Annotated in this window: 13 protein-coding genes; 11 read left to right on the top strand and 2 right to left on the bottom strand. The window is 43.4% G+C overall.

Going from position 1 to position 14,827, the window contains the following annotated elements; translation table 11 throughout:
• The first annotated feature begins 108 nt into the window (after positions 1–108).
• The 4 genes from mutY to MFF31_RS24205 all read left to right on the top strand — a co-directional run bounded on the left by mutY (position 109) and on the right by MFF31_RS24205 (position 4,262).
• Complete coding sequence (gene mutY / locus MFF31_RS24220; RefSeq protein WP_238191730.1) at positions 109–1,296, top strand: A/G-specific adenine glycosylase; 1,188 nt, start codon at positions 109–111, stop codon at positions 1,294–1,296.
• 33 nt (positions 1,297–1,329) lie between these two features.
• Positions 1,330–1,962: a bifunctional 4-hydroxy-2-oxoglutarate aldolase/2-dehydro-3-deoxy-phosphogluconate aldolase gene (locus MFF31_RS24215; protein WP_238191728.1), complete on the top strand. Its 633-nt coding sequence runs from the start codon at positions 1,330–1,332 to the stop codon at positions 1,960–1,962.
• A 19-nt stretch (positions 1,963–1,981) separates the two neighbouring features.
• Complete coding sequence (locus MFF31_RS24210; protein WP_238191726.1) at positions 1,982–2,929, top strand: alpha/beta hydrolase; 948 nt, start codon at positions 1,982–1,984, stop codon at positions 2,927–2,929.
• Positions 2,930–3,077: 148 nt separating this feature from the next.
• Positions 3,078–4,262: a transglutaminase domain-containing protein gene (locus tag MFF31_RS24205; RefSeq protein WP_238191725.1), complete on the top strand. Its 1,185-nt coding sequence runs from the start codon at positions 3,078–3,080 to the stop codon at positions 4,260–4,262.
• A 78-nt stretch (positions 4,263–4,340) separates the two neighbouring features.
• Here MFF31_RS24205 and MFF31_RS24200 read toward each other — a convergent pair whose 3' ends face one another.
• Complete coding sequence (locus MFF31_RS24200) at positions 4,341–5,492, bottom strand: virulence factor (protein ID WP_238191723.1); 1,152 nt, start codon at positions 5,490–5,492, stop codon at positions 4,341–4,343.
• A 208-nt stretch (positions 5,493–5,700) separates the two neighbouring features.
• On the opposite strand from MFF31_RS24200, the gene MFF31_RS24195 reads away from it, so the two are divergent.
• The 7 genes from MFF31_RS24195 (at position 5,701) to MFF31_RS24165 (ending at position 13,778) form a co-directional block, all read left to right on the top strand.
• Positions 5,701–6,813: an MBL fold metallo-hydrolase gene (locus MFF31_RS24195; RefSeq protein ID WP_238191722.1), complete on the top strand. Its 1,113-nt coding sequence runs from the start codon at positions 5,701–5,703 to the stop codon at positions 6,811–6,813.
• 56 nt (positions 6,814–6,869) lie between these two features.
• Positions 6,870–7,937, top strand: a complete 1,068-nt coding sequence (locus MFF31_RS24190) for a Gfo/Idh/MocA family protein (RefSeq protein ID WP_238191721.1) — start codon at positions 6,870–6,872, stop codon at positions 7,935–7,937.
• Between the two features lie 234 nt (positions 7,938–8,171).
• Entirely contained in the window at positions 8,172–9,791 is a 1,620-nt protein-coding gene (locus MFF31_RS24185; protein ID WP_238191720.1) for an ABC-F family ATP-binding cassette domain-containing protein, read from the top strand.
• Between the two features lie 198 nt (positions 9,792–9,989).
• Positions 9,990–10,820 carry an MBL fold metallo-hydrolase gene (locus tag MFF31_RS24180; RefSeq protein ID WP_238191718.1) on the top strand — a complete coding sequence of 277 codons (831 nt, stop codon included), beginning with the start codon at positions 9,990–9,992 and terminating at the stop codon, positions 10,818–10,820.
• Positions 10,821–10,913: 93 nt separating this feature from the next.
• A complete protein-coding gene (locus tag MFF31_RS24175) occupies positions 10,914–11,327 on the top strand; it encodes a MarR family winged helix-turn-helix transcriptional regulator (protein ID WP_238191716.1) in 414 nt (137 codons plus the stop codon).
• 321 nt (positions 11,328–11,648) lie between these two features.
• On the top strand, positions 11,649–12,566 hold the full coding sequence (locus MFF31_RS24170) for a cation diffusion facilitator family transporter (protein ID WP_238192250.1): 918 nt from the start codon (positions 11,649–11,651) through the stop codon (positions 12,564–12,566).
• Positions 12,567–12,911: 345 nt separating this feature from the next.
• On the top strand, positions 12,912–13,778 hold the full coding sequence (locus MFF31_RS24165; RefSeq protein WP_238191714.1) for a C40 family peptidase: 867 nt from the start codon (positions 12,912–12,914) through the stop codon (positions 13,776–13,778).
• A gap of 194 nt (positions 13,779–13,972) precedes the next feature.
• Here the strand turns inward: MFF31_RS24165 and MFF31_RS24160 are convergent, their stop codons facing one another.
• Entirely contained in the window at positions 13,973–14,605 is a 633-nt protein-coding gene (locus tag MFF31_RS24160) for a YqaA family protein (protein WP_238191712.1), read from the bottom strand.
• Between the last annotated feature and the right edge of the window lie 222 nt (positions 14,606–14,827).

The raw sequence follows: 14,827 nt of genomic DNA, 5'->3' as shown, positions 1-14,827 counted from the left end.
ATTCGTATAATAGAGTATAGACGTAGAACAAACAACCGATATTGTAGCCATTCGTGTGACTGGATGTGCAAATATGTCGGAACTGGGAATTGAGGTAGGAAGAAGAGAATGAAAGAGCAAGTTGCCAAATCATATTTCAGTAAAGAACTGCTGACATGGTATAGATCGGGGAACCGTGACTTACCATGGCGTAAAAACCGAGATCCTTATCGTATTTGGGTGTCGGAAATTATGCTGCAGCAAACTAGAGTGGACACGGTCATACCGTATTATCATACATTCATGAGTAAATTCCCAACCGTTCGTACACTTGCGGAGGCGCCTGAAGAAGAGGTTCTGAAGTGCTGGGAAGGACTTGGTTATTATTCACGAGCAAGGAACTTGCAAGCAGGCGCAAAGATGGTTGTGGAGAAGTATGACGGTATAATACCCGATGACAAAACTGCTGTATCCGAATTAAAGGGTGTAGGTCCATATACGAGCGGAGCAATAATGAGCATTGCATTCAATCGACCGGAACCTGCTGTAGATGGAAATGTTATGCGTGTATTATCCAGATTTTTCTGTCTGGAGGACGACATAGCGAAACCAGCGACAAGAGTCGGCATTGAGAAGCTGGTCGTAACTCTTATACCTGATGGTGCCGCTGGTGATTTTAATCAAGCTTTGATGGAGCTTGGAGCATTAGTATGCACCCCCAAATCACCCAGCTGCCTGCCATGCCCAGTGATGGAACATTGTGAAGCGAGAATAATGGGGAAAGAGCTTGAGTTGCCAATTAAAACGAAAGCAAAAGCGCCGCGTAAGGAATATCGATCAGCGGTAATCGTTTTGGGCAAAGGGGAGAACGAAGGAAAGATTCTCGTCAGACAACGTCCAGCTACAGGGCTGCTCGCTCAGATGTGGGAGTTGCCGCATCTTCAAGTTGCAGATGATAAGATCGGTTGGTTCAGCGACAGTGCTCCAAAAGAGCAGAGCCAGCTAGCAGAGCTATTGGGACGTATGATAGAAGAGGATACTGGACTGCTGATTAGACCTAAGAGCTGGCTAATGGATGCGGATCATATTTTTAGTCATATCGTTTGGAAAATGCGAGTTTACGTGACCGATCTGGGCGAAGAGTCTTTATCTCACTCTCATTTGCTCGCAGCGGAGTCAACGGAGCCTTACCTAGTAAGGGATGTTAAGGATAGAAGCGGTGAAGCTTTGATGTATCGCTGGATTGGAAAGGAAGATATGGAGCAGTTGCCTTTCCCGAACTTATTTTTGAAAATTTTGCAGCATTATTGGACGTAACCTTGTGAAGTTGTCAATGAAGGGATGATTAGAATGAGTGAAATGCTGGATAAGCTATTAGAACATAAAATTGTTGCTATACTTAGAGGTATTGAGGATCGTCATGCCGATAATACGGCAAGAGCACTCATTGATGGCGGTATTCGCTTAATGGAAATTACGATGAATACGGAAGGTGCCACTCGTATGATTGAACGCTGGCGCACTCTTTTTGGATCAGAAGCATTCATCGGTGCAGGAACGGTAATTGATGTAGAGGCTGCAGAAATGGCAGTTGCTGCCGGCGCTCAATTTTTAATATCTCCTAATTTGGATGAAGCTGTAATCGCTTATGGACAGGAACGCGGCATTGCTGTTTGGCCGGGTGTTATGACCCCAACGGAAATGGTGAAAGCTTGGAAAGCAGGAGCAGATGCCGTTAAGCTATTCCCTATGGGGACGCTTGGCATTGGTTATTTAAAAGAAATACGTGCACCTCTTGCGAACATCCCAATTATAGCTACCGGTGGGGTAGATCTCCATAATATTAAAGAGTATTTCCATGCTGGTGCAAATGCTGTAGGTATGGGTGGCAAGTTAGTTCAAATGGATTGGATTAAAGAAGGTAAGTTTGAACTAGTTACAGAACGAGCACGGGCTTTCGTAGACGCTGTTCATGATTTGTAAACCCAAGGGGGAAGTGTGAATGATATTAACGGAATGGTGGTTCTATGTTTTAATTATGGGAGCTATCCTGTTGATTGCGGTAGCACTGATATGGTGGATGGGAGCTCAAAGCCAACAACCTCGTAAAGTACCAAATGAAAGGGAGCCCGAAATAGCTGCCGAATGGAATCCATTAGTCTTCGAAAGCAGTGGGCTTACGATTGAAGGATGGTTGATACGGCCTTCAAATCTAAACAATGATACTAGGGGACTAACTCCGCTTGTCGTAGTTGCACATGGATGGGGATCTAACCGTTCCCGTGTACTGCGCTATGCCAAGCCATTGTATGAATCGGGTTATGCTGTCCTCATGTTTGATGCTAGAAGTCATGGTGAAAGCGAATCTATAAAGGCGCCGTCAGCACTCATGTTCCGCGATGATGTCATTGCTGCTGTTAAAGAAGCTCGCAAGCTGACCGGCATAGACCCGCAGCGAATCGCCGTGTTAGGACATTCTATGGGCGGGTTCGGAGCATTGCTTGCTATGGCTGAGGGACTGCGAGTAAATGCGATCATTACGGATTCTATGCCCGTGCACTTTGATACGATGATGGAAGCTGAGTTGAAACGAAAAAAGCTGCCTCTTTTTCCATTAGCGTACCTCATCCCAACGATATGGCTGCTTCGGGCTAACATATCAAGAGCCCAGTTCCGTAATGCTCATATTCCATCGATCTTGAGAAAGTATGCGGGTCCAGTTGCTGATAATAAACAGCCTGTCCTCATGATTCATTCACATGGAGATACGTTTATTACTTCGGAGGAACTGAGAAGTCTTTCGAGTGAAATGCCGGAAGGGACGATCCAAACGATATTTGTAAACACAGAAGGACATAGTGCTTCTGAGCAAGATAGTACATTTTGGGAAGCTGTGCTTCCATTCCTCGCACAATCATTTTCAACAAAGAGCAATAGATCAACTACTTAGCTTTTGCTAAGAGAACATATGCCCTGAATTCTCCTAGAGACGATACAATCAGAAATGTTGATCCTTACGCATCATTCCTGTATACAAGCATATGATGGTAGGAATAAGAGCGTATCATGCCAGAAGTTGGATAGTCGAGGGGGAAAGTATGCGAAAAGGTGCATTTAAGCTGTTTGTTCTATTGCTAGTCGTTGTTGCCGCATATAGTTTATATGCGAATACGGACATGTTTCCAGCGATTAGTGAGCCAGATGACCGTGTAAAAACGGAAGGCGGCGACGAGATCAAACTGAATAAGTTGGATAGTTCTTTGAATGAGCTGGTTCCTTATGAGGAATTGGTATTGGAGCTAGCTGCTGGTTTTCAATCTCGTTCCGAACGATTTTCTGCAACATTCACTGGTAATAAAACGAAACTATCCGATAATATGACCGCTATTGTTCGTGCCTCCTTGAGGCATGATGACTATTCGGCGTATATACTGGATTCTTATTTGTATACGATTCGCAGCTTTGGTAATCGTTCAACAATTACTGTAGAAGCTCGATATCGCGAGTCCAAGGAAGAAACGGCTGAAGTAGATCGCAAGGTAGACGAAGCAATGAAGCAAATACTGCAACCTGGAATGAACGACCATGAGAAAATTAAAGCCATCCATGATTGGATCGTTACAGAAGTCCAATATGATCAATCATTATCTTACTACACCGCATATAACGCGGTTTCATTAGGGGAAGCGGTTTGCCAAGGTTATTCTTTGCTAGGGTATCGAATGCTCGATAAAGCTGGCATTCCTGTATTAATTGCAGAGGGTTCTGTCAACACGGGTGAGCATGCTTGGAATATGGTTCAACTTGACGGCAATTGGTATCACCTTGATTTAACGTGGGATGATCCAGTTGGAGTCCAAGACTCCAAAATCCGCTATTCCTATTATTTAAAAACGGATGAGGAACTTCGTGTGGATCATAAGTGGACTAGGCAATATCCTGCTGCTAACAAAAATTATTTGGATACGCTAAATGAGTTGCAAGCAAGTAGTGGGGCAGTACAAGCGTTACTATACAACAAGCTTAAGTTGTCGCTTGGCTTACACTGGCTTGATGAGGAAAACACGGTATCCAATGAGGAACTGCTGCGTGATGCGATCCATTCTGCTGTTCGTGCTCGCACAAGCCATTTGCAGTTCCGTTATACAAACGGAACGGAATTTCCAAGTGTGTTAAAGACAGCTTTTGAAGGAATAGGAGTTGCGGTAGGCTACCGTGCAAGCTATGAACCATTCGGTAGCGATGATTCCTTAATCGTTAATATCCATCTGAATTATGAATAGTAGGTATAATAAGTAAGCCGCTCAGGCTGTCCATGGGATCGACCCCCATGTAGTAGACAGCTTAAGCGGCTTTATTGTTTATTGCTCTTGGCTGCTGCGGGCAGCTGTCATCTGCTGCCAGACAGAACCTGCTGCTTCTTCGCCTCGCTGGATACGCTCTAGTGCGATCTGAGCTTGCAGTTTAATTTCGAATTCGACGTCCTCGGCTGCGATCTTTAATGCATCGATTGCGGTTTCGTCACCTGCTTCATAAAGAAAACGGGCTGCTCTCCAGCGTACAAGCTTGTTTTTGTCCTTAAGAGATTCAATCATGGGACCAATTGCAGCGGTATCCCCGAGATCAGACAATGTATCTCCAGCTGTCCGTCTTACGGAAGTAGAAGTATCCTTCAATGCTTCGAATAGAAGCGGGAGTGCTTCCTGTGAGCGAAGATCGCCGAGATAAATGACTGCGAGCCTACGAATGGATACGTTATCGTCATGAATAGCTTTCGCTAGCAGTGGTATACCTTCTGGAGCGCTGACATACCGATCAAGCGCAGCGTAACGTATTTGCCAATCTTCCGATGCAAATTGTTTCTCCGCATCTTCTAATGATAACGGAGCAGGTCTTAGTGCAATGATCTCTTCTTGTTGCTCTGCTGCTCCTTGTAGTGCAGCTGCTATGAGTGCTTCTAATCTTTCTTCTGTGAAAGAAGCCTCTAGTTCACGTACAATTTCTGCGGCGATTTCTTCCAGTTCTCCGTACCTTACTCCATACTCTTCAAGCTTGCGTTCTCTTATCATCGATGAGCCAGCAGCTCGTCCAACTGCCTCTCCGAATTTAGCTGGGAGTGCTGAACGTGCTTCGCTGTCGTTCATACGAACTCTCACTTGCATCGGAATGCCGCGGAACATTTGGACAAGCACCTGTGCTTCGCCGAAGCTTGATGCTATTGTACCTTGACCATCTTTAGGAGATGCTTCATCCTCTGATCCTTGAAGTAATTGTCGAGTATCAGCAAGAATACGTGCCCAATCTGCTCCAGGTTTTCGGTCGAGTGCGATAAAATCAGCAGTACGGAATAGGCTCCGTACACCGTTGATCAGCAGTAACCCTTTGAGAGGTTCTGGGGCATTCTCTGCCTCTGCTGCCTTGTAAGTAATTCTTTGTCCGCGTGGGAGCATTTCGTCCAAATTAAGCTTCATGGAGTTGGGGCTCGGCGTCGGCTCTATAGAAATAAGCTTCATGAGAAGATTCCTCCTTTATTTAATGCTATCCCACTACTATACCATGACAGTAGCGGATAATCCCAGTCTACGATAACGCCAAGCATAAGTGGTGAGTAGACTATTGGAGAAGCAGTAATACTTCAAAAGTATACGTAGCATTTGCATTGCACACCTATCACTTGGTATCTTTAATATATGGTAGGAAGAGGATTGGAGGAAGGCAAGGTTGCGGATAAAAAGATTTGTGAACCAAAATCCGGTGAAGCTGCAAAATTCCTTAAAACAATTCAAGCGGTGGCGGAAAGAACGAATCCGTAAGCTAAGGCTGAAGGATTATTCGTATAGAGTACCTAATGTAGAGCCCGACGTGCTTTTTTTGCATCAAAACAACATGCAACCATCCATAACGTGGATTGGACATTCTACTTTTCTTATTCAACTAGCAGGCTTAAATATTGTTACTGATCCAATATGGGCTGGACAAATGGCTTTTCAAAAAAGATTGTCGCCGCCGGGAATACCAATTCAGGATGTACCGCCAATCGATATTGTCCTCATTTCACATTCACATTATGATCATTTAAATATTAGCTCCCTTAGACAACTTGCTGGCGCGAAGCAAATACTCGTTCCTGCAGGGTTAAGCGCCAAGTTGCGACTAAGGGGCTTTACGAATGTGCAGGAACTAAACTGGTGGGAAGCTGTAACGGTTAGAGGAGTTAAGTTTACTTTTGTACCTTCCCAGCACTGGGCACGTCGTAATCCATGGGATACGAATCTCTCTCATTGGGGCGGCTTTGTTATGGAGGTGCAGCAATCAACAATAGAGAATAGCGGAGAACATGTACCGAGCAAGGAACAGGCCGAGGCTGCGTTATCCCCTTATAGGGAAGCAGCAATTTCATCGTACGGCCTAAAGGAAACAATTAAACAAACAAAAGATCTAGTCAGCGCTAAAAAATTGTCTCATGTTGCGGAACGTCCTATCGTATCAGCTTCGCCAACAATCTATTTTGCAGGCGATAGCGGTTATTTCGACGGTTTCAAAGAGATCGGAAGCAGATTCCGCATTGACGTAACCCTGATGCCGATTGGAGCCTATGAACCGGAGTGGTTTATGGGACCACAGCATGTTACGCCTGAGGAAGCTCTTCAGGCTTTCGAGGATACTTGCGCAGGTTGGTTTGTACCGATGCACTACGGAGCATTTAAACTGGCTGATGATACGCCTCGTGAAGCACTTGACCGATTAGAAGCTGAAAGATGCCGAAGAACTATAAAAGAAGATAGAATCGTTATTCTCCCGCATGGAGAAACTTGGAGATTAACGGAGCATTAATACACAATCATTCATTATATATTAAGTGTGTATACAACTAGGGGGATAACGAAACGATGAGTCAATCATACATTAATGTGGGTATTATCGGCGCAGGAGCTATAGGGAATATTCATATGAGCAGCTTTGCTGGGGTAGAGGGTGTAAGGGTGACGGCTGTCGCAGACACGTATTTACCTTTGGCGGAGCAACGGGCTGCGGAACATGGAATAGCTACTGTTCATGCTGACCCACAACAACTATTAGAAGACGAATCAATCGATGCAGTAGTTATTGGAGTTCCGAACCAATACCATGCAACCCTTGCAATCGAAGCGTTGAAGCGTGGAAAGCATGTACTGCTGGAGAAGCCGATGGCAATCGATTCGAAGTCGGCTCTTTCTATTTTGGAGCAAGCGGAGCTGTCGGACAAAATACTTATGATGTCGCACCAATTACGGTTCAGAGGGTTATCCCGAGCTGTGAAGAAATATATCGATGATGGCGACGTTGGGCATATTTATAATGCAAAAGTAGGTTGGCTACGTAAAAAAGGGATACCAGGCTGGGGCTCTTGGTTTACTCGTAAGGACCAAGCTGGCGGCGGCCCATTAATTGATATTGGTGTTCATATGCTTGATCTGTCCCTATATTTAATGGGCAATCCGAAGCCAGTATCCCTGTACGGTTCGACTTATGCCGAGTTTGGCCCAAAGCGCCAAGGCATCGGTAACTGGGGTACGCCTAATTGGGAAGGCTACTATGATGTAGAGGATCTTGCATCTGCGTTGATCAAGCTTGAGAATGGTGCTACAATGTCACTCGACGTAAGTTGGGCTGCTCATTCTGCAGGCTTGACCGAGGAGCCCTTCATTCATTTGATGGGGACTAAAGGTGGAGTATCCATCGTTGGTGATAGGGGCACTTATGTCACACATGTTGACAACGAAGTCGTTGAACGTGAGATTACACCGCTTGAGGGCGAGGAAGATCGTTTCCAAATGATTCGTCACTTCGTAGAGTGTATTCGAGAAGATAAGCAGCCTATTACGTCTGCTCTATCAGGTTATACGAATAACCGTATTTTGGATGCGATTTACGAGTCATCTAGAACGGGTAATGAAGTAAAACTGCACTGGAATTAATACGGAATTCGGCGCAGCTCTCACTTTACGGCTATTGTTTCCTACGATGAATTATAGGGAATGTTGTATGAGCGGATACAGAGTATGGAGAGTAATTCCAATCCATGCTCTGTTTTTAGTTGTTTTCGTTGATTTTTTGATTTTTAACGGGGCGATTGATGCGCTTTTCTAGGTAGACTATGCTATAATAGTTCGAGAAAATGTGATTTTGTAGTGAAGGACGGGATTGTAACTATGATTAGTACAAGTGGCATAACGCTTCGATTTGGGAAGCGCGCACTTTTTGAAGATGTAAATATTAAGTTTACGCCAGGTAACTGCTACGGCTTGATTGGCGCAAACGGCGCAGGCAAGTCTACTTTTCTAAAAATATTATCAGGAGAAGTGGAGCAATCGTCAGGTGATGTGCATATTACGCCGGGCGAGCGTCTTGCTGTATTGAAACAAAATCATTACGAATATGATAATTTCGCAGTTCTTGAGACAGTTATTATGGGTCACAAAAAACTATACGAAGTTATGAACGAAAAAAATGCTCTATATGCAAAAACAGATTTTACCGATGAAGACGGCATGCGTGCTGGCGAATTGGAAGCAGATTTTGCCGACATGAATGGCTGGGAAGCAGAGTCGGAAGCTGCTGAAATGTTGAACGGTCTTGGCATTACTCCAGACATGCATGATAAGAAGATGGCGGAACTTAGCGGTAATGAGAAGGTTCGTGTCTTGCTTGCACAAGCTTTGTTTGGTACACCTAATATTTTGCTGCTGGATGAGCCTACCAACCATTTGGACATTGAATCTATTCGTTGGCTCGAAGATTTCCTTTCCAAATATGAAGGTACTGTTGTTGTAGTCAGCCATGATCGTCACTTCTTGAACACGGTTTGTACGCACATCGCAGACATCGACTTTGGCAAAATCCAAATGTATGTAGGCAACTACGACTTCTGGTATGAATCCAGTCAACTTGCACTTTCCCTTATGCGCAACGAAAATAAGAAAAAAGAAGACAAGGTTAAGGAGCTGCAAGCGTTTATTCAACGTTTCAGCGCCAATAAATCGAAGTCTAAGCAAGCTACTTCCCGTAAGAAGTTGCTCGATAAAATTACGCTAGATGACATTCGTCCATCCAATCGTAAATATCCGTTTATCTTGTTCAAAGGCGAGCGTGAAGCAGGTAAGTCTTTGCTGCTTGTAGAAGGCTTAACGAAGTCGGTTGACGGCGTGAAGCAATTCGATAACTTTACTGTAACGATAAATAAAGGTGACAAAATCGCATTCGTAGGCCCTAACAGCTTGCCGAAAACGACATTCTTCCAAGTAATTGCTGGTGAAACAGAGCCGGAAGAAGGTACCTTCCAATGGGGCGTAACGACGACTCGTGCTTATTTCCCTAAAGACAACTCCTCCTACTTTGATGGCGTGGATATGAATTTGGTGGAATGGCTTCGTCAATATTCCAAAGACCCAGATGAAACGTTCCTACGCGGCTTCCTTGGCCGTATGTTGTTCTCAGGTGATGAGGCAATGAAGAAGGCAAGCGTATTGTCCGGGGGCGAGAAAGTGCGCTGTATGCTGTCTAAGATGATGCTTGAAGGCGCGAACGTGTTCATTCTAGATGAGCCAACGAACCATTTGGACTTGGAATCCATTACAGCATTGAATAATGGCTTGACGGATACAGATTGTACAATTTTATTTACCTCTCATGACCATCAGTTCGTACAAACGATTGCAAACAGAATTATTGAGTTTACGCCAAACGGCGTGATCGATCGTATGATGACGTATGATGAGTATCTTGAGAGTGCAGAAGTAAAAGCGATTCGTGAGCGTATGTACGCTGAATAACTAGCATATAAGTCGTTCCAAGAGAGTAAGTTTCTTGGAGCGACTTTTTTTATGTTTATTTGTGCAAAAAATATTAGGATAGCAATTGACTTTAGTATAGTTTATAAACTAAACTAAAATCAGATATGGAAAAGCAACATATCCATTGAAACGAAGAGATAGGCAATTTATTTGAGATGAAAAGGGGAGAATGAAGCAATGGTGAAAGCTACAGTAATTTGCGAGAACACCGTTTTTGGCAATCTTGGAGCAATTGCGGAGCACGGCTGGGCCGTTCATTTGGAAACAGAGCATGGCAATTTTTTGTTTGATACAGGACAGGGGAAAGCACTGATTAACAATATGAATGTTTTCAATAAGAAATGGTCAGATCTTGCAGCCGTTATTTTGAGTCATCATCATTGTGATCATACAAGCGGGCTGTTATCCGCCCTGGAAGAGATGAAACGTAGCGATGTTCCAGTGTATGCCCATCCTCATTTATTCAAAGAAGGATATCTCGTTCGAAATGGGTATCGTTATATCGGTATTCCGCATTCGAAGGAAACGCTGGAAGCAGCAGGGGCTCGCTTTATGTACAATCGTGATTTTGTTGAAATTGCTACAAACATTTATTTGACAGGAGAAGTGCCGCGAACAAATGACTTTGAAATTGGCGATACTGATATTGTGATCAAAAAGGATGATGGCTATGTTATTGATCCTGTAGAAGACGATCAGTCGGTCATTATTCGTACAGATAATGGACTGTTTATTATTTTAGGATGTTCCCATGCTGGCATTATAAATATTTTAAATTATGCAAAACAAAAAACAGGTGAAAACCGCATCCATACTGTAATTGGAGGGACACATTTGTGGACTGTCAGTGAGGATCAGAAAGAAAAAACGATCCAAGCATTGATAGACATGAATGTGGAGCGAATCGGAGTTTCTCACTGCACGGGATTTGAAGTTAGTTTAAGAATGGCAAATGCATTAGGAAGTCGCTTTTTCCAATGCAATGTTGGTTCGGTGGTAGAAGGCTGATCAGTTCGCTAAGCATGTCTTGACAATATAGGAGCGATACACTAGTTTGAAAATAAGAAATCTAGCGAATCGAGTATAGGAGACATGTCAAACTTGGAACAACAGCATGTGATTGGTCAGTTAATTCATAAGCTTCGCAGGATGGAGCGTCAGCCGAGAACATTTGGGGAAGCAGGAGAGCTTACGCCTTCAGAAATGCATACAATTGAAGTTATCGGATGCGGCGAAGGTATTCTAATGAGTGAGCTGGCGATGAAGCTCAGCATTACAAAAGGGGCAGCGACACAAATCGTGTCCCGCTTAGAGAGAGAGGACTTTGTCCATCGCCATGCCCATCCAGTTGACCTGCGCTCAGTTGTCGTCAGCCTTAAGGAGCGGGGAGAAATCGCCTACTGGGCTCATGAGGCTATGCGAAAGGAATTTACCGAAACGCTGCGACGTGAGCTAGGAGATGAGGGTTATCGCAGCTTTGAAAAGGGTCTTTCTAAGTTTATTGAATGCTTATAACCAAAACTGATTTCATCCCGCGTATTTTACGGTTTTTTTAAAAATATAAGCCTCTTATAAGGTTTTCAACTTATAAGAGGCTTATATTTCTCCGCGAAACGAAAGCTAAGCCTCCATAGGACAGCTTTAGCCGTTTACGCTTGTGCCATAATAATCTTTTATCGCTTAACAAGACGCTTTTAAGTCTGTCCCCTGTCCTACTCTTTTGCCCCAGTGCATAAAAGTACGTATTAGGTCAACACTGTTTCTCTAGACCCACATAGGAGTAATCGGGTATGATACCGATAGACATTTTCTAGTGATTGGCAGGAGGGCATTACACTGACACAGTATGATGAAATAAAACAAGGTGAAAAGGGTGCTTGGGTCAGCATAGTGGCTTATCTGGCATTGTCTTCACTTAAGCTTGGAATAGGTTATTGGTTCGTATCAGGAGCGCTTGTAGCAGACGGCTACAACAATTTAACGGATATTGTTGCGTCTGTCGCAGTATTGATAGGATTACGTATATCGCAGAAGCCGCCAGATAAGGATCATCCGTATGGACACTTCCGTGCTGAGACAATCGCAGCGCTTGTCGCTTCCTTCATTATGGCGAGTGTAGGCATTCAAGTGTTGATTAGTGCGGTCAAGTCGCTATTTGCTGATGATTTTGCAACGCCGAATCCTATTACGGCTGGAGTAGCGCTATTTTGTGCACTCTGTATGTATGGCGTCTATATGTACAACAGCAGGCTAGCTCGCAAAATAAACAATCAAGCGCTGCTTGCTGCAGCCAAAGATAATTTATCTGATGCACTTGTTAGTATTGGAGCCGCTGTAGGTATAATAGGTGCACAGTTTGGTTTGCCTTGGCTTGATCCTGTTGCTGCGCTATTGGTAGGTATCATTATTTGCAAAACAGCATGGGAGATTTTCTACAGTTCAACTCATGCCCTGACAGACGGCTTTGATGAGAAGGAATTGACTGCACTCAAAGCAACAATTGCAAAAACTAAAGGTGTTCATACGATCAAAGATATAAAAGCACGTATTCATGGTAGCAACGTACTAGTTGATGTAATTGTTCAGGTAGATCCCGAGCTTACACTCATTGAGAGTCACCGGATTTGCGACGATATCGAACGCATAATGGGACGTAAGCATAACATCTTGAGTGTCCATGTGCATGTAGAACCACTTGAAAGTAGTGGTGCAACGGTCCGGATATCTGATAATAGCTCACAAAAAGGGCATTGAGATCTCATGGTAAATAAGGGGAAAAGAAATCGACTTCTCCGAAAATGAGTCTTTAGACCTAGTATATGTATGAGAAAGTCCTAATGTTTAGGAGCAAATAATCATATAATGTTCTTCAATGACGCTTTGGGTTCCGTGTGAAGTGGGCATTGAATAATGAAGGCATTCTCATGAAGAGAATGCCTTTTATTAATTTTCTCTTAGCAAAATTGTGTAATACGATACTCCCAATTGTGGTCTCCTCCATTTAGGAACAATGGTGGATGCTTGTACTAGTGCTCCCGACTTACAATGGTTTCAGCGCCGACAACGGCACAGCAACCACTACAAGGGAGGGCGTATTCGATGAAATACACCATGAAGCACAAACTGGCAACCGCGACGATTACAGCAACTTTGTTGTTCGGTTCCGTAACTATTTATCCAGCACAACCTATCCAAGCTGCACAAGCTACCCAATCTGCTCAAGTAATATGGGGAGTTAATATGAGGACTGCACCTTCATCAGCAGGGACAGTTATTCGCATGTTGAAGAAAGGTGAAAAAATATCTATTGTTGAACAAGCAAATAGCAGCTGGTATAAAGTAAGTGATTCAAAAGGAAAAACTGGCTATATTTCTTCTTCATCCAAATACACGAAACTTGATGCAAATAAACCATCGACTGGAACAGGTTCTACTGGTTCGGGCAACAATGGCAATAATTCGGGTTCATCCAATTCCGGCGGAACTTCTAACGGCGGAGGAACCGAAACACCAAGTAAACCAGCAAGCAGCTCTGCTGAAAAGGTCATTTCAGCTGGGATGAAGTATTTAGGAACACCATATGAGTTCGGTTCTAATCGAAATACAACAACAACATTTGACTGCTCTGACTTTATAAAACAAGCCTTTAAGGATGGCGTTGGCATTAAATTGCCTTCCGATTCCCGTCAGCAAGGCGATTATGTGAAAAACAAAGGTAATTCAGTAACATCCATTAGTAAGCTTAAACGCGGTGATCTTATGTTCTTTATGTCCTATAAAGGATCAAGTGCATCTTCTTACAGTGGCATTAATAAATCTTCACAACGGATAACACATGTAGGTATTTATTTAGGTAATGGACAAATTCTTCATACGTACTCCAAGGAGAGCGGCGGTGTAAAAACGAACAGTATTACTGGAACACATTGGGAGCATCGTTTCTTGTTCGGAGGAAGTGCTCTATAGAATGGGACGAGCTGTAACATAAGGTGAAATGTCACCATTCACAAAAAAGGCCGCCGGCTATTTTGCTCAAATCGAGCATTATGGCTGGCGGTCTTTTTTTGAAAATATAATATAAGTTTGTATCGTATAAGGGCCTTAAATTTAATAGATTGTAAGTTAGTTATCCATCGGAATGTTTCAGCGCAGTGCGTTTGTTATGCGTCCTTTTGTATCTTAGTTGTATCAGTGATTGAGTTAATAACTTCTGACGATTGTTCCCGTGCAGCTTTTTTCTTGCGAATTCTGCTTCTTATGAATAGGATCAAAGAAATTAACGGGACCCCGCCGAGAAAAATATACAAGGAAACATCTTTAACCATTGATTCTGCTGCTCTTCCATAGAAGTAGAACAATCCGCCAACGACATAAAATTTCACTGCACGCCCTATAGCAGCATACGCCATTAAACGCCAAAGCGGGAAGTTTAAACATCCGGAGAGAATGGTAAACACTTTAAATGGAATTGGAGTAAATGAACCGATAAGGATGGCAGCCTCGCCATTTTTTTGAAAGCGGGCAGTAGCAGCGTCTATCCATTCTGGCTTAAGAAAGCGATAAAGAACGGATTTGCCCATTACTTTTCCCAAATAGTAACCTACCGGTGTGCCTAGCAAACAAGCAATATATCCAACCGTAGCGAGCCATAGTGCAGATGATGGATCCAATAAGCTTAACGAAACCTGCAAGAAAAATGCAGGGATCGGGAATATAACTGCATCCAGAAACGAATGTGCAAATAATCCCCAGGGGCCGTAATCATTCAGGAAATCTATGATAGCTTGAAACATTAAGTAGGCTCCTTTTCGTTCAACTTTCCTGCTAAGTATAGCATACAGTTGAGTGATAGTCGCCTTGAGAACAGTACATTGGTCACATTTGCTAAAATGTTGTCATCAAGAGCGAAGTGATAAATTATGATTTTATTTCATTATAATGGCTACGTTTCAGAAAGAGTCTGGTTTCAATGAAATTTTTGGTTGTAGCTCGATTAGGAATACTTAATCAGCACC

The sequence above is a fragment of the Paenibacillus sp. L3-i20 genome (assembly GCF_022180385.2).
In the GTDB taxonomy this organism is placed as follows: Bacteria; Bacillota; Bacilli; order Paenibacillales; family Paenibacillaceae; genus Pristimantibacillus.
The sequence above is the reverse complement of the archived record's forward strand: the minus strand, read 5'-3'. Positions and strand labels throughout refer to the sequence as shown.